Annotated in this window: 19 protein-coding genes and 1 pseudogene; 10 read left to right on the top strand and 10 right to left on the bottom strand. The window is 51.0% G+C overall.

Features of this window, described 5'->3' with window-relative positions; genetic code table 11:
- Positions 1-59: 59 nt before the first annotated feature.
- The 3 genes from SERAS12_RS21675 to SERAS12_RS21665 form a co-directional block, all read right to left on the bottom strand.
- The gene (locus SERAS12_RS21675) at positions 60-380 is read right to left on the bottom strand and encodes a hypothetical protein (protein WP_013814585.1); all 321 of its coding nucleotides are present in this window, start codon (positions 378-380) and stop codon (positions 60-62) included.
- Positions 377-604, bottom strand: a complete 228-nt coding sequence (locus tag SERAS12_RS21670) for a SymE family type I addiction module toxin (protein ID WP_013814584.1) — start codon at positions 602-604, stop codon at positions 377-379. The genes SERAS12_RS21675 and SERAS12_RS21670 overlap by 4 nt, the downstream gene beginning before the upstream one ends.
- 73 nt (positions 605-677) lie before the next feature.
- Entirely contained in the window at positions 678-1064 is a 387-nt protein-coding gene (locus tag SERAS12_RS21665; RefSeq protein ID WP_006316688.1) for a helix-turn-helix domain-containing protein, read from the bottom strand.
- Between the two features lie 445 nt (positions 1065-1509).
- On the opposite strand from SERAS12_RS21665, the pseudogene SERAS12_RS21660 reads away from it, so the two are divergent.
- From SERAS12_RS21660 to SERAS12_RS21635, 8 genes and pseudogenes are all read left to right on the top strand, one after another.
- A pseudogene (locus SERAS12_RS21660) lies at positions 1510-2241 on the top strand (hemagglutinin repeat-containing protein); the annotation flags it as partial.
- Between the two features lie 120 nt (positions 2242-2361).
- The gene (locus SERAS12_RS26345) at positions 2362-2679 is read left to right on the top strand and encodes a hypothetical protein (protein ID WP_143760043.1); all 318 of its coding nucleotides are present in this window, start codon (positions 2362-2364) and stop codon (positions 2677-2679) included.
- Between the two features lie 106 nt (positions 2680-2785).
- A complete protein-coding gene (locus tag SERAS12_RS25910; RefSeq protein WP_071880470.1) occupies positions 2786-3040 on the top strand; it encodes a hypothetical protein in 255 nt (84 codons plus the stop codon).
- Between the two features lie 385 nt (positions 3041-3425).
- Positions 3426-3794, top strand: a complete 369-nt coding sequence (locus SERAS12_RS21655) for a DUF596 domain-containing protein (RefSeq protein ID WP_006328114.1) — start codon at positions 3426-3428, stop codon at positions 3792-3794.
- Positions 3795-3970: 176 nt separating this feature from the next.
- Complete coding sequence (locus SERAS12_RS21650; RefSeq protein WP_013814582.1) at positions 3971-5446, top strand: VENN motif pre-toxin domain-containing protein; 1476 nt, start codon at positions 3971-3973, stop codon at positions 5444-5446.
- Between the two features lies 1 nt (position 5447).
- Entirely contained in the window at positions 5448-5690 is a 243-nt protein-coding gene (locus tag SERAS12_RS21645; RefSeq protein ID WP_013814581.1) for a hypothetical protein, read from the top strand.
- A 280-nt stretch (positions 5691-5970) separates the two neighbouring features.
- Positions 5971-6546 (top strand): Ail/Lom family outer membrane beta-barrel protein, encoded by a 576-nt coding sequence (locus SERAS12_RS21640; protein ID WP_013814580.1) that lies wholly within the window; start codon positions 5971-5973, stop codon positions 6544-6546.
- Positions 6547-6754: 208 nt separating this feature from the next.
- Positions 6755-7435 (top strand): hypothetical protein, encoded by a 681-nt coding sequence (locus SERAS12_RS21635; protein ID WP_013814579.1) that lies wholly within the window; start codon positions 6755-6757, stop codon positions 7433-7435.
- Between the two features lie 432 nt (positions 7436-7867).
- Here SERAS12_RS21635 and SERAS12_RS21630 read toward each other — a convergent pair whose 3' ends face one another.
- Positions 7868-9031, bottom strand: coding sequence for a YbfB/YjiJ family MFS transporter (locus tag SERAS12_RS21630; protein ID WP_013814578.1), 1164 nt, complete (start codon positions 9029-9031; stop codon positions 7868-7870).
- A gap of 126 nt (positions 9032-9157) precedes the next feature.
- Between SERAS12_RS21630 and SERAS12_RS21625 the strand changes: the two genes are divergently transcribed.
- Together SERAS12_RS21625 and SERAS12_RS21620 are read left to right on the top strand one after the other, a co-directional pair.
- On the top strand, positions 9158-9934 hold the full coding sequence (locus tag SERAS12_RS21625; RefSeq protein WP_013814577.1) for a helix-turn-helix transcriptional regulator: 777 nt from the start codon (positions 9158-9160) through the stop codon (positions 9932-9934).
- A 430-nt stretch (positions 9935-10364) separates the two neighbouring features.
- Positions 10365-10940, top strand: a complete 576-nt coding sequence (locus tag SERAS12_RS21620; RefSeq protein ID WP_013814576.1) for an Ail/Lom family outer membrane beta-barrel protein — start codon at positions 10365-10367, stop codon at positions 10938-10940.
- Between the two features lie 85 nt (positions 10941-11025).
- On the opposite strand, the gene SERAS12_RS21615 is transcribed toward SERAS12_RS21620, so the two are convergent.
- The 6 genes from SERAS12_RS21615 to SERAS12_RS21590 form a co-directional block, all read right to left on the bottom strand.
- Complete coding sequence (locus SERAS12_RS21615) at positions 11026-13173, bottom strand: phosphocholine-specific phospholipase C (protein ID WP_013814575.1); 2148 nt, start codon at positions 13171-13173, stop codon at positions 11026-11028.
- Between the two features lie 125 nt (positions 13174-13298).
- Positions 13299-14141, bottom strand: a complete 843-nt coding sequence (gene queF, locus SERAS12_RS21610) for an NADPH-dependent 7-cyano-7-deazaguanine reductase QueF (protein ID WP_013814574.1) — start codon at positions 14139-14141, stop codon at positions 13299-13301.
- Positions 14119-15015, bottom strand: a complete 897-nt coding sequence (locus SERAS12_RS21605) for a queuosine precursor transporter (RefSeq protein WP_013814573.1) — start codon at positions 15013-15015, stop codon at positions 14119-14121. The genes queF and SERAS12_RS21605 overlap by 23 nt, the downstream gene beginning before the upstream one ends.
- On the bottom strand, positions 15016-15618 hold the full coding sequence (locus SERAS12_RS21600) for a helix-turn-helix transcriptional regulator (protein ID WP_013814572.1): 603 nt from the start codon (positions 15616-15618) through the stop codon (positions 15016-15018).
- Between the two features lie 568 nt (positions 15619-16186).
- A complete protein-coding gene (locus SERAS12_RS21595) occupies positions 16187-16501 on the bottom strand; it encodes an NIPSNAP family protein (protein WP_013814571.1) in 315 nt (104 codons plus the stop codon).
- Between the two features lie 59 nt (positions 16502-16560).
- Positions 16561-17862, bottom strand: coding sequence for a cytosine permease (locus tag SERAS12_RS21590; protein ID WP_013814570.1), 1302 nt, complete (start codon positions 17860-17862; stop codon positions 16561-16563).
- Between the last annotated feature and the right edge of the window lie 10 nt (positions 17863-17872).

Here is a 17872-nt window from a genome sequence, read left to right as displayed (position 1 = left end):
AGTAACCCCCAGCCTTGGCTGGGGTTGTTGCTTCTAAGCCCTAAATCCCCCCCAACTTCTCACCGCCGCAACCGGATCAGACCGGGTGCGGCGGTGACTTCAAGCTGTTCAGCCTCAGTGATTTCAGCCTCGAACAGCCAGTCGCCACCAATCACCAACTCACCGTTCTGCCGCACCCAGTCCGCCCCCAGATCCGTGCGGTGCTGGCTGGCCTCGCACAGTGCTTCCCAGATAGCATCGTCGGTAACGGTAGTGATCCACAACCCGTCCGGCCGCAGCGTGAGCTGCAACGGCTCACCGATACCAAAACCCAGCTCGGCCAGTTGGTTGCCTGCAATCGTCAGTTCGGGGATCGGTTCAGGGGTAAAGGTGATGTTCATGTGGCGGTTCCTTCCGTGGTGGGTGCGATGCGGATGATCAACTGACCCGGTTCAGTGATCACCTCGATCCTCTGGCCGGTGGTAAAGCCGAACTGCTCCAGCCATTTACCGGTAAGGGTCAGCTGTGGTGGCGGGTTGGGCTTGCCGCCGTTGGGGCGGTAGCCAACAATGCACTTGCGTGCTTGGGGTGTGGCGGGTTCTGACGTAGAATCTGCTCTAGCCATAGTAACTACTCCTATAGTTGCTTGTGGTTAGCGGGGTTGAGGTGTTAGCGCACCTCAGTCTCGCGTCTGTTAACTACTCTGTTTTACCAATCACATTATCCAGCATCTCAGTGACAAACTTCTGTCGGGTTTTAGGCATCCGACTGATAATCTCAATTTGCTGCTCCAGTCGTGAAGTGGGGCCACGCTTGGCGGCCCGCTTGTCAGGAAGCCCCAGCAGTTCATCCAGCGTAAGGTTCAATATCGTTGCCAAATGCGGCAGTAGCGCAGCAGAAACCTTGAGCCTTGCACCTTCGTAATGTGCCATTGTCTGTTGGGCAATACCCAACTGTTCAGCCAGTTGCTGCTGTGTCAGCTGTTGCTCTTTTCTTGCCAGAGCAATTCGCGCGCCTAATTCTTTGAAAAACTGCTCATCTTTAGTATTCATGGCATTACGTTGTTGTCTGGTGAGTATTGCCATGATGATACTCGCTGTTTTAAATAACTCAGATGACAATACTCCAATATGGAGTACTCTACAATGGAGTTATTCTTACTGCGAACAAGTTTTTACAGGAATTGGCTATGACCCGTATCCCCAAGCATGAGCAGGATGAAATCAAGCGCAAAGTATCATTGTTGATGCTGGTGCAGGGTTAAGTTGAAACCGCCGATTGCACCGTTGCTCGTGCCTGTATCCGTACCATATCGAGAAAACACCTTTTGTTTTTTCGGGGCTTCGGAGAGGTTGTACAACTGTTTTCGATTGCGGGGAGAAAGGCTTGGTCATCGACTTTTTATAGTATATTCAAATCGGGTTATTTTTATCTAAACCCTATTGACAGGTTTTTACGAGAGTAGAGGAATGACCTGCATTGCTAAGCATGGATTGGATGAGATCATTTGACGCAGCTATAGACCCATAATCCACCGACGACAGCCGCCTGGCGGCCTTGAAGGGCACCAAAGCGGCACTGAGCGGCGTGGAGGCGGTACAGGCGGCGCGTTTGGCGCAGGCGCAGGGCAGCGATCCGGCCAATGACAATATGGTGGGGATCAGCATTTCCTACGGCACCCAGTCTTCCACCTCGACCCAGAACAGCGGGCAGAGCACCGCCCAGGGCAGCAGCCTGACGGCGGGCAACAACCTGAGCATCACCGCCAGCGGCAACGGCGTGAAGGGCCAGGACGGCGACATTCTGGTGCAGGGCAGCCAGTTGCAGGCGGGCAAGGACGTCACCCTGAACGCCAACCGCGACGTGAACCTGCTTTCCGCCAAAAACACCCAGTATCTGGACGGCAAGAACGAGAGCCAGGGCGGCACGCTGGGCGTGGGCATCGGCGTCGGCGCCGGCAAAATCGGGTTGAGCATTTCGGCCAGCGTCAACAAAGGCAAGGGCAACGAGAAAGGCAACGGCACTAGCTATACCGAAACCACGGTCAATGCCGGTAATCAGGTCAACATCACCAGCGGGCGCGACACCAATCTGATCGGCGCGCAGGTCACCGGCGAATCGGTCAAAGCCGACGTGGGCCGCAACCTGTTGCTGGAGAGCCAGCAGGACAGCGACCGCTACGATTCCAAACAGCAGAACGCCAGCGCGGGCGGCAGCTTCACCATTGGCTCCATGACCGGCTCGGGCAGCATCAGCCTGAACAGTAAGCGTTAAAATTGATGTAGGATATCCGGGGAGTGGCGGTGTTCGTCCAGATGCATTTAGGGTGACGGCAATAGTAGATGGTGTACCTAAAACATATACATTTATACAGTGAGATACATGATGACTATAGAAGAAGCCTACAGCTTTATAGCGAAGGAAGTATTGGCATTTGTTGGTTCTGAACCTTGGGATGTGGCTGGCGTTGATATTGAGATTTTTGATCAAATGACAAGTAGTCAAGGTTGGCGTGAGTATCGTGGGCAACGTTATCCAGCGTTGAGTATACCAAGTCTACCCGTTTCAGTTGCCTCTACAAAAGCAGCTATTTGTTTGAGGGATAATTTAGTTAAACAACATGAAAAAAACATAACAAATATATATTTCAGTATTTCTCCTGATGGTGATTTTAAAATAAATTATAAGTATGCCGAATGATCTCATTCCCCCAGGGTGTTCGGGAGTAGTGAGGTTTAAATAATTAAAAGTATAATAATCGTCGTGGTTGTAGTGGTGTATACCTATCTATAAGAAAGACGATAATATGTTGCATGCTATTCCATCTAGAGATGACCTGAAATGTAAATTAGAACGACTTTGCTCTGGTGATGAAAGCCGGGAGCAAATTTCGGCATGGGCAATGTCAATTATTGATGATGACTCAATTCGGATTAGCGACTCTATTGTATGGGATGTGCTTGAGTCGTTAGGAGCTATTGATCTCCCATCAACGGATAGAGCTTATTTGTATGACTTAGTCGATTTTGAAAGCTGGTTATCCAAACTATCTGAATCATAAAAAGGCTTTAAAAAAACCCATTTTCTCCCCGTCGCAACCGGATTACACCGGGTACGGCGGTGATACCAGTTCTACTGCACTTGGTCTGCTTTGAGATCTGGGTGGTGCAGGCTAAATGGCTGTCGGTCTGTGTTTAACGATATACTGACGCTGATGTTATGACTTACTTTAAGCAACTTTCGGGGTTAGAGAATATGCCATCAGCTAAGGTGGTTCCTGGTAAAGGTACGGTGTATTCGATAAAAGTCACAGAAGGACCTTCTGCTGGTAGCACTTTGACATTGAGAGACTTTTCAACGTCAGCACAACAAACTGGTGCTAAATGGACCATAGATTTAATGACTCCATCTATAAATGGTGGAAGAAGGGTGGAGATTAAATTTAAATGATTAAAAATATCAATGAGATATATACATCTGTTGCCGAAAGTTCTTATGGATTGTCTTTGGGGGCTATATGGCAACATATCAGTGTTGAATGTTCTGAGTTGCCTGATAACTACTCTTTCAGGAAAAAAATATTTTTTGTTATTTTGGGTAACTTATTGAATGATAAAAAAATTAAACTAGCTACGAATGGCGTGTTTTTGACTGCTCCTGTTGAGCAACAAATAAAAATGTTGCAAGAAGCCTGGCCTGCTTACCCATATGAAGATGAGGATGATGATTTAGATGAATATGGAATGTGGTTTTTAGTTAAGGCACCTGTTGGGGTCGTTTGGCTAACACCTGATGGTGGAGAGCTATGGACTTGAAATAATTCCGGCTACCGAGCCGGGATCCTTTTATCAGCCGTTACCAGCTCCATCCGTCACGGCGCTTGAACACCGGCGCATCGCCGATATCGTTCAGCGGGCCCGGAAAATCCTTCAGCCACAGGGCCACCTTCTTGCGGTTGTCGAGAATAACTATCTGAGCAGTAAGCAGATAGATGCATGGTCTGCTGAAATGGAATTCTGTCAGACCAGCGGTGGTGAGCGACGGTACTATCGTCATTCGCGATCAGGATAAACAGACGCAGAACGTCAGCGATCTGAGCCGCGACGTCGAGCACGCCAACCAGACGTTAAGCCCGATCTTCGACAAGGAGAAAGAGCAGAAACGGCTGCAACAGGCGCAGCTGATCGGCGAGATCGGCAATCAGGCGATGGATATTGCGCGGACTGAGGGGGATATCCGCTCCATCAATGCAGGCAAGGCAGAGCTTGAGAAAAACAGGATCAAAGAGCCGGGTAAGGATGCCACGAAAGAGCAGTGGAAAGCCTACAACGAGAAGCTGCATGCGACAGACAGCTACAAAGAGACGCAGAAGCAGTGGGGCACCGGCAGCAGCGTTCAGCAGGGCATGCAGGCGGCCACGGCGGCGATTCAGGGGCTGGCGGGCGGAGATATTGCCAAAGCCATTGCTGGCGGAGCCGCGCCGTATCTGGCGGAGGTGATCCATACCCAGACCACCGACCTGAAAACGGGCAAGGTGAACGTGGAAGCGAACCTGATGGCGCATGCTGTACTGGGAGCGGTAGTGGCGCAAGCCAGTGGAAACAGCGCACTGGCAGGGGCTTCCGGCGCGGTGATGGGCGAGTATATCGCCCAGCAGATGTACCCGAATGTCGACCGTAAGGACCTGACCGAAGAGCAGAAACAGACCATCAGTGCACTGGGTACGCTGGCGGCTGGGCTGGCCGGTGGGATAGCGAGTGGCGATACTGCCGGAGCGGTTGCAGGGGCACAGGCGGGCAAGAACTCGCTCGAAAACAACGAGCTGAGTCTGCCGGGCGGGATGTCAAGTTATGGCATGGCGGCAACGACCTTGGCTGAAAAGATGATTAAAGACGGTAAAAGCGCGGCAGAGATAAGCGCAGCGTTGAATAAGAATGCGAGAGGTGATTTACCGGAAGGGGCGAATATCACCAAGGTCATTGTTGAAGGTTATACCGATGGTGTGATTATTGCCGGGGCATGGTATCTGGGGCCAGCGGCGTCAATAGGGAAAGTTGTTGCCGGTTCGGTGATTGCAGAAATCGCTAATGGCACTTACCAATGGTATGACCTGAATAAGCCGGGTAATGAGGATAAGAGCTGGGATTATAAAGGGAGTCTGTCAGCGGGCGTGAGTGGTGCTCTGGCTCCGGGGCGTGGGATACCCGCGAATATCGGGATAGCGATAGGTGGCTCGATCTTTAGTGATGGTATCAATGCTGGTGGGCAGTTGGGAGCAGGAACTGGTGCATTACTGGGGGGAGTCTTTGGTAAATATGCGCCTATCGGCGTAGATAAGATCATGTCAGATAATAAGGTTCCAGGTGCCGTTTATGATATTATAGGTTCGGGTGGTGCTGAAGTTACTGGTGGTTTTATCAAGGATGGATTAAACCAAAAAGAAGAAAAAGATAAGGTGAGTAAATAATATGATTAATTATTTTAAGCTGCTAATTTACTCATGTGTATTTTGTTGTGTTGTCTACTTTATTTTAACAGGGGGGGCGGCAGTTTTTATCTATATGTTTAAAGGGTATTTTTTCTATCCGTTGGCTCATGTGAAAAGAACATTGGTGTTCGGTATTATTTCTGGGGTTGCAATTACCTTGGCAGCTATAGTGTTTAAAATTATTGATAAATTAAAAACCAAAAAAGCCCCGCCGAAAGAGTAACCACACAACCCCGGCCACTGGCCGGGGTTGTTGTCCTTGGGGGAAGGAAGATAAAGAGTGCAGTTATAAAACAGGTTTGCTGGGTGGTAGAAATTATGAATGACGTGAAGTAGTTCTAAATTAACCTGTCTAACTAATTAATTATAAAACAGGTTTGCTATGCTCTAATCTTATCTATCAATTAAGTTTGATTATATCCAATAAATAATTTATGCCATCAATATGGTATGGATGGCTATTTTGTGCCAAAGCTGCTCCACTTACTATTAAGGATAGTTCAATGAAGAAATTAGTTATCGCCAGTATGGTTATTTCCACTCTGGGTCTCAGTGCTGCGGCGAATGCCGGGCAAAGCACCCTTAGCGTCGGTTATGCGCAAAGCAAGGTGCAGGATTTCAAAAATATCAATGGCGTTAACCTCAAGTACCGTTACGAGTGGGATTCACCGCTCAGCGTTATCAGTTCCTTTACCTATATGAGCGGGGATCAAAACGAGTCTTACTATGTTGAGCGCGACATTATCGATAACCACGCAGAAGTCAAATATTACTCTTTATCGGTTGGCCCGGCGTACCGTTTTAATCAATATATCAGCGTCTATGGCCTGTTGGGCCTGAATTATAACAAGGTTGATTATAAGTCATCCTGGAATAACTACGCCAACAACGCTTACGAGTATATGGGCGACGAGAGCGGCAGCGAGAAGAAAACCTCCTTGATGTATGGTGCCGGTTTCCAGCTCAACCCAATGGAGAATCTGGCGATTGATATTGGCTATGAAGGCTCAAGACTGAATATCGACGGCAGGAATCTTTCGATCAACGGTTTCAATATCGGCGTTGGCTATCGTTTCTGATAGTGAATGCTTTCGGCCTCCCATTGCGGGAGGCCAGCCGGCGTTGCCAGCCGTGCGCACCCGCTGCAGTACAAGCAGGATAATTGAGAATGCGTTTTAGTTAAGGGGTTTTATTTAAATAGCAATATGGTCTTGGTTTTTTATTCGGCAGGATTTTATGTTGTGAGTGCATTTTTTTTAAATAAATGATGTATTGAAAGGGAGTGTTATGAAAATTTTATCTTATATTATGGTTGTTTTTTCTCTCTTCTTGGCGGGGTGTAGCGTATTGCCTAACCCTGGGCCGCTAGCGGGTAAAGAGGTAAAGGAAATAGATCGCAGTATAGTTGATGGTAAAACGACAAGTAGTGAGCTTTTGTCTATTTATGATAATAAAGTAATAACAGAAACAACACCGCAGGGGAAAAAGGTATTAAACTGGTATAGAGGTTGGAGCTCTGGTTTTACTCAGACAATGACAGTCCTGAGTGTATTGGTGGAAAATAACATTGTTGTCAAGCACGTTGTACTTAGATATAACCCTAACACAGATTATAGTTTTGTCAGTAAACTTTCTGATGACGACTTGAAATCATTTATTATTCCAGGAAAAACAACCCGCTTGGATGTTGAAAATAAATATGGAAAGCCTAATGATAATTCGTTTGATGATGATTCCGATCAAGTTATAATTTACAGATACGCAGAATCCAGTCGGAGTCAATATGGCTGGATACCTAATGTCGGTGGGTTTGCTGAAGCTCTCGCAGGTGATGTCAAGACTAATGTAAAAGTGCTGAAAGTACTTATAGATAAACAAAATATAGTCAAATCCTATCAGAGAAAAACGATTAATTATCAGCAAGGTATAGGTTTGTTAAATTCTTCGGATGTAGAGGAAGTTAAATAAGATCCTGAGTGATCTCCACAAGAATCCCAGCAGCTTGGCTGGGATTTTTTTGTCTGTCACTCAGCAACAGGCCGGATTACCCGTATTCAACGACGACAGTAATCGGCGTATCAACAATCAGGGGACAGAAATAAACCGAGCTACTGCCTATGGTAAGCCTCAAGGCGTCAAAGCCACAGTAGCACAGGTGAAATAATAGAGTTTAACCAAAATCAGGACCATTGAATTAGCTGCTATTGCAATAATGAATTTTTGTTTATTGAAACTCCATCTGGATTGGGTATGGTTGCCGTCGCTCCTCTTTTTCCCCTCTTTATTACAGCCAGATACCAGTGAACATGATATGGGTGAAACAATAAGCCGTTCCGGATTTGATGAGGGCTATATAGCGGAAAATTAGGCGCCCGCCTTAAGCGGGTGCCGGGACAACGACTAACCAGCAGGCCGAGCACTCTCACTGTGGAGCAGGGTGACAACCCCCACGCCGCCAAGGACAAGGCTGGCGGCGGCCAGCAGCAGTGCGGGTTCCTGGGAGGCAAACAGTGCAATGCTGAGTGACGAAATCAACGGGCCAATGAGCTGACCGGTGGCGTAACCCGAGGTTAAAAGACCTACGGTTCTGGCCATCGAACCGGAAGAAAGCTCCCGCGCCAGTCTCATGGTCAATTGCATGATGACGAGAAATCCCAAACCGGTCAGTATCGTTGAAATCAGCAAGCCGGCCACATTGTGAACCAGCACGGCGGCAGCCACACCGATCCCTTGTAAAATCATGGCACCAGCGAGGCTGTTTCGGGTATTGAATTGCGCGGCAAAAAATATCACCAAAATGACCCCAATGGCGGAAGAAAGACCAAAAAGCGGCCAGAAAAAGGCGGAAATCTGCCCGACAGGAAAAGAGGATCTCGCCATCTGAGAAAGGAAGGTGGCGGGTAATATATAACCAAATCCCGCAAGCGCATAAATAAATACCAGCCTTTTGAGGTTGCTGCTGACAGGCGTTTTATTAACGTGCGGTTGAGCGGAATCAACCTCTTTCGGTAAATGCCGAAAGATGATCAACGCGGCGAATAGCGCCACAGCACCATAGACATACCATGAACGCGAGGCATGATAATGCGCCGAGGACATGAACCAGGCCAGTAAACCCGAAAGCGTGATACCGAGTCCAGGGCCTGTAAATACGGCTGCAGATAGCCGGGGGGCGCGATTACCCAAAAGTATGAGCTGTGTCCAGGTGGTCACGATGATCAGGGCCCATGCCCCGCCAATACCCGCCGCCAGCCGAAAGAGACACTGTAGTGCAAAGTTTGGGGTCGAGCCGGACAGGAGAGTGGCCATGACGGTAATGAGGAGGCCGGCCTTGAGATAAAAAGCGTGTCTACTCTGCATGCGGCTGACGTGCAGCGCCCCAATGAGATAGCCGATGTAGTTCATGGATGCCATGATCCCGGCACCGGAAAGCGTCAGATAGCCGTCGTTAATCATCACTGGAATTTGAGGCGTTAACGAGAAACGGCCGATCCCCATCACGGCGATGAGCGTCATAATGCCGATAAACATGGTCGTTATATTGCTGGGTGCTTTTGCGTTCATCTACTGCCTTTCTATACGCTATTGCCGACGAGATGTCGTAATCTAGGCGGCTATGTTAGAAGGCCATTCCTCTGATGAAAATAGGGCAGATTATCCTATGACCAGGAGTCCTACCCAGGAGCAGTTATGTCGAGAAGTGAGGATATAAAAACCTTTTTACTCAAGCGCCGAGCAAGACTTAATCCGGAAGACTACGGGTTCAGTAAAAACAATCGGAGGGTGAGTGGATTACGCCGGGAGGAGGTCGCACAGTTGGCTGCCGTCAGCGCAAGCTGGTATACCTGGCTCGAACAAGGGCGTGATATCAGTATCTCGCCTGCGGCGCTGACTCGTATTGCCCAGGTTTTGCGATTAACAGACATTGAACAGGATTATCTCAATGCGCTGGTTTTTGGTTCCGGCTCCTCAAAACGCACTCATGATGAAATTCCCCGAGAGGTGATGGCCATGGTAGATGCCCTGGATCCGCACCCCGCCTTTGTCAGACGCGAGAATATGGACATCATTTACTGGAACAATGCGGCTAAAACCAAAATATTCGACTGGTCAAGCGTTCCCGTCACCGACAGAAACTCACTCAAGCTCATGTTTATCCAGGATGACTACCGCCGGAGACTCAATGACTGGGAAAGTGCCGCGCGGCATACCATAGCCTCATTTCGCGCCTATTACGCGACCGGTAATCACCCTGCTGCCTTTAAATCTGTTGTTGACGATCTGATGGCAAGAAGTGCGGAGTTTCGTACCCTGTGGGATTATCATGATGTCAGCAAGGTGGGGGCAGGAAATAAAGATATCTTTGATAATAAAGGCCAGCTCAGGCATTACACCTACACCTCGCTTGAAGTAGAAAACAATCCGGGCATGTTCGTGATTTTTTATTGTCAACGTGTCCTGGAATAGCAAACTTTTACCCGCTGTGGCAGGGACAGTAAAAACGGATGCAGTGAGCTTACGGAGGGTAAAGTTTTTTTGGTCAGAGGGTAAAAGATGCGGTTCCGCTGTTGCTGGCCATTGACGCGCCCCATTACGGATATTTTAGCCTGAGCTGGGGCTTTTTTCTCGTCACGGCGTGGCAAGAGCCTGGGGGAAATAGGATAAAGAGTGCCATTACAAGACCGGGTTGCTGGGCGGCGGAAATTACTATTAATGCGTGCTGGTTCGCAACTTACGAGTTCGACTGATTTATTTTTATCTCATGTCAGTTATTATTTATTCTTGTTTGCTAGCTGTTGAGTTTATAAATTCCAATAAAGCATTCATGTCATCAATAACTCATAGTTTCATATGAGTTGGCACTGTATTTGTTCTACTTACTATTAAGGATGATTCGATGAAGAAGTTAGTTATCGCCAGCATGGTTATTTCCACTCTGGGCCTCAGCGCTGCGGCCCATGCCGGGCAAAGCACCCTTAGCGCCGGTTATGCGCAAAGCAAGGTGCAGGACTTCAAAAATATCAACGGCGTTAACCTCAAATACCGTTACGAGTGGGATTCCCCGATCAGCGTGATCAGCTCATTTACCTATATGAGCGGCGATCAGAGCGAGTCTTACTACGTATATCGCGACAGGGTAGATAACCATGCGGAAGTTAAATATTACTCCTTGTCGGTTGGCCCTGCGTACCGCATTAACCAATATGTCAGCGTCTATGGCCTGTTGGGTTTGAATTATAATAAGGTCGACTACACGTCATCCTGGAATAACTACGCCTACAACACTTACGAGTATATGGGCGAAGAGAGCGGCAACCAGAAGAAAACCTCCTTGATGTACGGCGTCGGTTTCCAGGTTAACCCAATGGAGAATCTGGCGCTTGATGTCGGCTACGAAGGCTCCAGGCTGGATGTCAATGGCAGGAACTTCTCGATCAACGGCTTCAATATCGGCGTTGGCTATCGTTTCTGATGAGTTGAACGCTTTCGGCCTCCCTGCTGCGGGGGGCCGACAACCTTTACCCCCATTTTTGGTAAACCGCCCAGCCACAAATATCTCAGGCTTTGCCCATCAGCGGATCGCTGACGCTATCCCGGCCGGTTTCCAGGCGGCCTGCCAGCCGGCGCTGCCAGCCGTGCGCACTCTCTAGCACCAGATCATACCAGCCGCCGCTGGATAGGGTATCGAAGGCCTGCCGATGGTTTTCGCCCGGCGGCAGTTCAATGCGCCACGGGCCGTTTTGCGTATAGGGGCAGCGAGCGATAGTCAGGGTTACTGCCTGGTCGCCGGGGTTATTGAGCGCCAGTTCCAGGCTGCCGTCATGTGGAACCAAACGCACTTCCGGCTGCGGCCGTTGCAAGGTGCCGCGCAGCTCGCGGTGGAAGCCGTTAGGCCCCAGCAACCAGAGGTGGTACTCGTCCGCCGTTTGCCAGTCATCGCTGACCGCCTTGCCGGCCTCGACGGTGTAACGACGCGGGATCTGGTCCAGATGCCGCTGGTCGTAAACGTGAAACACCGCGCCCTGCTCACCGGTATTCAACAGGTTGAGTGTCAGTCGCTTTTGTTCGGGATAGGCGCTGGCTTCGACATGCAACTGGTAAGGCAGCGCCCGGGAAGGGCGGGCCAGTCGCTGCTGATGCGGTAACTGCTGGCTGCCAGGCGGCGGTAACGGCACCTGCGGCAGCTGTTCCTGGTGCATGCGCAGGCGGTCGGCGCTGTGGCGGGTGATGGCCGGCAGCTTGGGCAAGGTTTCCCCGTTGGGATCGACAAAGTTGAATGCCGAGGTGAGATCGCCGCATACCGCGCGGCGCCAGGCGCTGATGTTAGGTTCATGCACCTGAAAACGTTTTTCCAAAAATTGCAGCACCGAGGTGTGGTCGAATACCTGCGAATTGACCCAGCCGCCGCGGCTCCAGGGCGACAGGATCAGCATCGGCACGCGAGGCCCGGGGCCATAGATGCGGCCATCCGGCGGCGGTTGCTCCTGCGAGCCGGGCGGGGCGACATGCTGGAATATCTCGGTGTCGAACGGCACTGAAGATTTGCCGGCGAAGCTGCCGTCTTCCCGCAGCGAAGGCGCCGAAGGGGAAGGCATGTGATCGAAGAAACCGTCGTTTTCGTCGTAATTCACCAGCAACACGGTTTTGCTCCATACCTCGGGGTTGTCGGTCAGCGCATTCAGGATCTCCTGGGTAAACCAGCCACCCTGCACCGGGCTGGAAGGCCCGGGGTGCTCCGAGTAGGCCGCCGGGGCGATTATCCAGCTTACCTGCGGCAGTTTGCCCTGCTGCACGTCGGTGCGAAAACCGGCCAGCATCGCTTCCAGATCGTTACCGTCGGCGGCCGGCAGGGTATTGCCGTTGCCTTTGTACAACGGCGCGCTGTCGTTCAACTCGTCGCGGTAGGGCACAAAGGCGGTGAAGTCTTTCGGCGGTTGCGCCGGGTTACCCACCTTAACGCTGGCGGCGCGGTACTGGCGAAAACCCGCCAGCGGGTTATCGGTGAAGTTATCCGGCAGGAATTGGTAAACCTTCCAACTGACGCCACTCTCCTCCAGCCGTTCCGGATAGGTTTTCCAGTCGTAGCCGACGCCGACTGGGCCGGGACTGTCCCACTCGTTAACCACCACGGCGACGTTGGCCGCCGATGGGCCGTTGGTGCCGGTCCAGTGGAACAGGCGGTTGGTGTTGGTGCCCGCGTGGATTGAGCAATGATAGGCGTCGCACAGGGTGAAGGTTTCCGCCAGCGCAAACTGGAACGGCAGCTCGGGACGGCGGTAATACCCCATCGAGGTCGGCGTTTTATAAGTGGGCCAGGCATTCATCCGGCCATGATCCCAGGCCGACTGCTCATCTACCCAGGAATGCGGCGTGCCATCGACGCGCTGGGCGTTGCCGCGCTTGCTGTCCAGATGGTAAGGCAACACCAGCCGCTCCGCGCCCTGCTGTTGCCAGACGTGGCGGCCTTCCAGCAGGGGAATGGTGATGCGATCGCTAAAGCCGCGCACGCCGGGCAGGGTGCCGAAGTAGTGGTCGAAGGCGCGGTTTTCCTGCATCAGGATCACCACATGCTCGACATCCTTTATCGTGCCGGTGCGGTTATTGGCCGGTATGGCCAATGCCTTGCGAATCGAGGCGGGCAGCAGTGAAAATGCCGATCCGATGGCGGCAGCCTGCAGTAACTGTCTGCGTGAAAAATGGGGCATGCGTCGTTAACTCCCTTTAGCGGTGTGGTTTGAAGATAGTTGTTAACGACGGTAATGGCCAAAAATAACAAGGAGATGAATGGGGGAAATAATGCCCCCGGGTGAGGGCATTACAGGGCTGGCGTTTATTGTCTGATCAACCGGCCCAAGGTTGGCGCCGTTTCGAAATCACTGCGGAACGGATTGATGTCCAGACCGCCACGGCGGGTATAGCGAGCGAATACGCTGAGTTTTTCCGGCCGACAGTGTTGCTTGATGTCGTTGAAAATGCGTTCGACGCACTGCTCGTGGAACTCATTATGCTGGCGGAAGGAGATCAGGTAGCGCAGCAGGCACTCACGATCGATTTTCCGGCCCTGATAATGGATCACCACGCTACCCCAATCCGGCTGGTTGGTGACCAGACAGTTGGATTTCAGCAGATTGGAGGACAGCGTCTCCGTCACGCTTTCCGCCTGTTCGCTGACGGCACCGTGCAGATACTCCGGCTTGAAGTCAAAGTCATCCACGGCAATATCCAGGTCGTCAATATTGATGCCCGGCAGTCGGTCGATCTGCGATGAATAACCCTCTAACCCCGGATACAGCTTCACCCCGACCTGACCGTTGGCGGCCTGCGACAGATCTTTTTGCATCGCGGCGCTGACCTGTTCCACGCTGTCGAAACGGTTCTGGTTAAAGCTGTTGAGATACAGCTTGAATGATTTGGACTCGATCAGGTGGGCTGAGGAATAGGGCAAGGTGAATTCGCCAATGCCGACCACCGGCTTACCTTTGGCATTGAGCCAGGACAGCTCGAAGGCGGTCCACAGATCAAAGCCGTGGAACGGCAGGTTCTGTTCATCTACGCCGATCAGATCCCGACCTCGTGCGCGTGGCAGGGCTTCGAGCAACTCGGGAGCATACTGGTCCGGGTAATCGGAGTTGGCGCCAAGATGGGTGATTTTATCTTGTTTTTTGATATGCATATTTATTGCTCCTTGCAAGATCGGTATTGATATAGCGGTTAAACAGGCTGCGGGCGGCGTAAATCGGCCCAACACCGACCAGGGCGTAGACTACCTTGATCAGGAACTGTGACAAGATCATGGTTTTGATGATATCCCAGCTCAGGACGTTGTAGAACGCCAGGGTACAGAACACCACGCTGTCGATGGCCGAGGCGACCACGGTGCTGGTGATCACTCGCACAAACAGGTAACGGGAGTTGGTCAGTTCCTTGATTTTGCACAACAGATAGGAATTGACGTTCTCGGAGATCAAATAGGCCGTGGATGAGGCTACCAACACCGCCATGATGCTGTGGACGATGCCGTCATAAGTCTTGCTGAATTCCCACTGCGGAATGCTCGGCACCAGCGTGGTCGCCCAGACGCCCAGTACAAAAATCAGGTTGGCCATAAACGAGATGATAATGGTGCGTCTGGCCAGCCGCAGTCCGTAAAACTCGTTCAGAATATCCACCAGGATAAAGGTGAGGGGGTAAATAAATATTGCCGGAGGCGTAATCAGGTTCAATGCGGGGATTTGAATCGGTTTGACGCCGCACAGGGTTGAGAAGATATAAATCACGCTGAGCGCCACGGTAATGATCAGATAGGCATACCAGGATCGTTCATGACGATCGCTGAGCTCATAGGCGGTTTGCTGTTGATTATTGCCGTAGATTTTGCGATAGAGCGCTTGTAACTCATGGCGGCTCAGATCTTCCGATATGTCGCTGTCGGCCAGTTCATTCAGCCCCATGGTAATGGTTTTACCGGTGGCCAATACCATGACATTGGCAGCCAGAGTGCCATGACGAGTAAAACCCAGCAGTTTAAATTTTTGATTAGATTCCATTTATAGCCTTTCTCCAACGATATAACCCAGAAATCGCACGTTATCCTCCATGCCGTTATCTTCTTTGCCGTTAACCACAAAGAAGCCATTTTTTCCCGAGTGATACAATAAAGGCGAATCGCAAACCAGCACCGGCGGGCGTTTTATAATAATGACCTCGCCTGGGATAAATGAACCTTTTATTTCGGTTTCTATTTTCATTGCTACCATATTTGACTCATCGCCGAAGAAATAAGTCAAAGGGAACGCTGTGACCAACTGCCCGACCTTCCAGCCGGCCACCGATAAATATCGGGACTGGGGAATGATGGGGATAGCGGAGGGGTTTTTATTCCCTTCGGTGGACAGTGTCTCGTTGAGCCGCTCCAGTTTTTCCAGATCATAGTCCTCGATCTCTTCGCAGGAAACGCCAAAGAAATCTGAGATCCGGTTAACGGTGGCCTGTTGCACATTGTTGACCCGGCCGTCCAAAATTTTATAGAGGGTAGTGCGCGTCAGGCCGGTGCGGTTAGAGAAGGATGCCTTGGTTTCGCCCCGGGTACGCATCAGATATTCAATATTTTTAATGATGTTGATTTTGCGCTGAGCGTTGGTGGTCTTCATAAGCATTCCTTACAATATTGTCGCGGGCAGTACTATATCCTACGCACCGACATTGTCTACAACGGACGCATTCCTTACGGTGATAAGCGCCTGATTCTCCTTTAAAAATAGATGCTATAAAATTAACTCATTCACCTAATTGATGCTTTAATCATGATTAGCATGATGGGTAATCTAAATAATTATATTTAAATCAATTTGTTATGTTTAGTTTTTGATAAAGTGGACACAAAAGTGACTTTTATGTCCACTTTTATGTTGACCAGAGTGGTTTGGGTGGGCTACTGTTCATCCATACTGAAGTGTTTCTTTATGATCAAAACAGTTAAAAAAAGGTCATTAACGGCTTCTATAATAAAAACTCAGAGGGGAGGCGTTTTCCGCTCTCTGAGTAGTAAAGAATATTTTAGCAACTGACACCAGGGAATTCCAAGCACGTCTCCAGCTTTAAAACCGCAGTTTTAAACCTAGCCTAACTCCAGATGCCAGTCGGCTGCCCAGCCGACCGATATCTATTTTATTGCCTCAGGCCATTAAAGCCCGAACCCCGCCTTATTTTTCTCTTCGCTTAGTCCTGCCCGGAAAGAACCGGGCGCATAAAGCTCCGTTTATAACTGATGATGCTGCGATTGCGTTTTTCCAACTCATAGGCAGCGCAACACTCTGCATCTGCGGCCATTTTTATGCGGTATTCCTCGTAGGCGGCCAGGCTGGGAAAACTGAATAATGCCAGCGCGATGTTATTGGCGCCTTCCGACGGCAAAAAATAACCGTGGTGAGTGCCGCCCATGCGATTGACCAAGGGGATCCATAAACGGGCGTATTGCTCAAATTCGGCGATTTTATACGGGTCTAAAACATATCTTAGGGTGCAGGTGATCATTCGGGGTTCTCCTCACTCCCCGCAAGCGGGGAGTGTTGGTATGATTCGGGCAGACCGGATTACGTCAGTTTTTGTGAGGGTACCGGCTTCTGATAACGGCCTAGCGCCAATTTGAATACCCAATATAAGAGACTGGCGACCAACAGTGAATTGATTGTTGGCACGCCCCACTCGGTAACCAGCCCAACGATGCCGCCCACAATACTGGCGATAATCGCCGTCCAGCCAATGGTTGGCGTTTGGTCGGGTAATTTGCCTGCCTGTCGGCTCTCATCCAGAATTTTGCGGTGGGTGCGCAGCAGATAATAATCCACCAGCATGATGCCGATAATCGGCGGGAAAACCACGCCCAGCACCGTCAGGAAATCGACGAAGCGGTCCAGGATCCCCAGCACGGAAAGCGTGGTGCCCAGTACGCCGATAACCAGCGTGGTGGCGGTGTACTTGAGCCTTTTGCCGGTCATGCCTTCGACGGCGTTGACGATGCCGAGCGAGGACGAATACAGGTTGAGATCGTTAACCCTTAGGGTGGAGAACACCACGACCAGCAGGCCTGCGCCGCCGGCGGCCTGAGACATGATGGTCACCACATCCGCCGTACCTAGCGTTTTGGCGATCAGGATCGCCAGGCCATTGACCACGAACTCACCGGCGACGATGGTGAAAATGGTCACGCCAAAAACATGTTTGCCGTTTTTGGAATAACGGGTCAGATCGGGGGTCATCAGGCTCGCCACGATGGCGCCGCCGACCACGATGGTGATGCCGGCGCTGATGGTCAGCGGCTCTCCCGGCGGCACCAACTGGATGATCTCCTGCAGGTTATGGCCGGAGAGGACGGTGATGGAAATATAGGCCACCAGCATGATGAACATCGGAACCGCAATTCGGGCGGCAATGCGCAATGCCTTGAAGCCAAACGCCACCAGAATCGTCAACAGGGTGCCGGACAGGCCGGCGGCCAGGCCAAAGCCCAGTTTATTGCCCAGGGCGAAATCCAGCGATTTGGCGAAGATGGCGTTTTGTATGCCAAACCAGCCCAGCAGGCTAATGGCCACCACCACCCCGATCAACACCGAGCCCAGGCGGCCGAAACCGCACCAGCGGGCCAGCAGGCTGCCGGAGATCCCTTCGCGCATGCCCGCCAGCCCAAGGCCGTAGGTCACTACGCCAAATATCAGGCTGCCGATGAAAATGGCGGTGAACGCATCAAACAGCGTCATGGAGTGGCCGAGCACCGCCCCAAGCATAAACTGGTCCAGCGCGGTCAGCATGCCCATATGCACGATGGCCACGCTTAAAAAGGAGACTCTTTTATCCTGCGGTACCCGCGTTAACGGATAGTCTTCAATCTTGATCACGATAAGGTAT

Source organism: Serratia sp. AS12, from assembly GCF_000214195.1.
In the GTDB taxonomy this organism is placed as follows: domain Bacteria; phylum Pseudomonadota; class Gammaproteobacteria; order Enterobacterales; family Enterobacteriaceae; genus Serratia; species Serratia plymuthica.
Note: the sequence above shows the minus strand (reverse complement) of the source record. Positions and strands in the feature narration are given on the sequence as shown.

Excerpts from the sequence above, each read along its gene's own strand:
- SERAS12_RS21620 (WP_013814576.1), top strand. The coding sequence starts at position 10,365 with ATGAAGAAGTTAGTTATCGCCAGCATGGTTATTTCCACTCTGGGCCTC.
- SERAS12_RS21640 (WP_013814580.1), top strand. The coding sequence starts at position 5,971 with ATGAAGAAATTAGTTATCGCCAGTATGGTTATTTCCACTCTGGGTCTC.
- SERAS12_RS21605 (WP_013814573.1), bottom strand. The coding sequence starts at position 15,015 with ATGGAATCTAATCAAAAATTTAAACTGCTGGGTTTTACTCGTCATGGC.
- SERAS12_RS21655 (WP_006328114.1), top strand. The coding sequence starts at position 3,426 with ATGATTAAAAATATCAATGAGATATATACATCTGTTGCCGAAAGTTCT.
- queF (WP_013814574.1), bottom strand. The coding sequence starts at position 14,141 with ATGCATATCAAAAAACAAGATAAAATCACCCATCTTGGCGCCAACTCC.
- SERAS12_RS26345 (WP_143760043.1), top strand. The coding sequence starts at position 2,362 with ATGATGACTATAGAAGAAGCCTACAGCTTTATAGCGAAGGAAGTATTG.
- SERAS12_RS25910 (WP_071880470.1), top strand. The coding sequence starts at position 2,786 with ATGTTGCATGCTATTCCATCTAGAGATGACCTGAAATGTAAATTAGAA.
- SERAS12_RS21625 (WP_013814577.1), top strand. The coding sequence starts at position 9,158 with ATGTCGAGAAGTGAGGATATAAAAACCTTTTTACTCAAGCGCCGAGCA.
- SERAS12_RS21670 (WP_013814584.1), bottom strand. The coding sequence starts at position 604 with ATGGCTAGAGCAGATTCTACGTCAGAACCCGCCACACCCCAAGCACGC.
- SERAS12_RS21630 (WP_013814578.1), bottom strand. The coding sequence starts at position 9,031 with ATGAACGCAAAAGCACCCAGCAATATAACGACCATGTTTATCGGCATT.
- SERAS12_RS21675 (WP_013814585.1), bottom strand. The coding sequence starts at position 380 with ATGAACATCACCTTTACCCCTGAACCGATCCCCGAACTGACGATTGCA.
- SERAS12_RS21615 (WP_013814575.1), bottom strand. The coding sequence starts at position 13,173 with ATGCCCCATTTTTCACGCAGACAGTTACTGCAGGCTGCCGCCATCGGA.
- SERAS12_RS21665 (WP_006316688.1), bottom strand. The coding sequence starts at position 1,064 with ATGGCAATACTCACCAGACAACAACGTAATGCCATGAATACTAAAGAT.
- SERAS12_RS21600 (WP_013814572.1), bottom strand. The coding sequence starts at position 15,618 with ATGAAGACCACCAACGCTCAGCGCAAAATCAACATCATTAAAAATATT.
- SERAS12_RS21635 (WP_013814579.1), top strand. The coding sequence starts at position 6,755 with ATGAAAATTTTATCTTATATTATGGTTGTTTTTTCTCTCTTCTTGGCG.
- SERAS12_RS21650 (WP_013814582.1), top strand. The coding sequence starts at position 3,971 with ATGCATGGTCTGCTGAAATGGAATTCTGTCAGACCAGCGGTGGTGAGC.
- SERAS12_RS21645 (WP_013814581.1), top strand. The coding sequence starts at position 5,448 with ATGATTAATTATTTTAAGCTGCTAATTTACTCATGTGTATTTTGTTGT.
- SERAS12_RS21595 (WP_013814571.1), bottom strand. The coding sequence starts at position 16,501 with ATGATCACCTGCACCCTAAGATATGTTTTAGACCCGTATAAAATCGCC.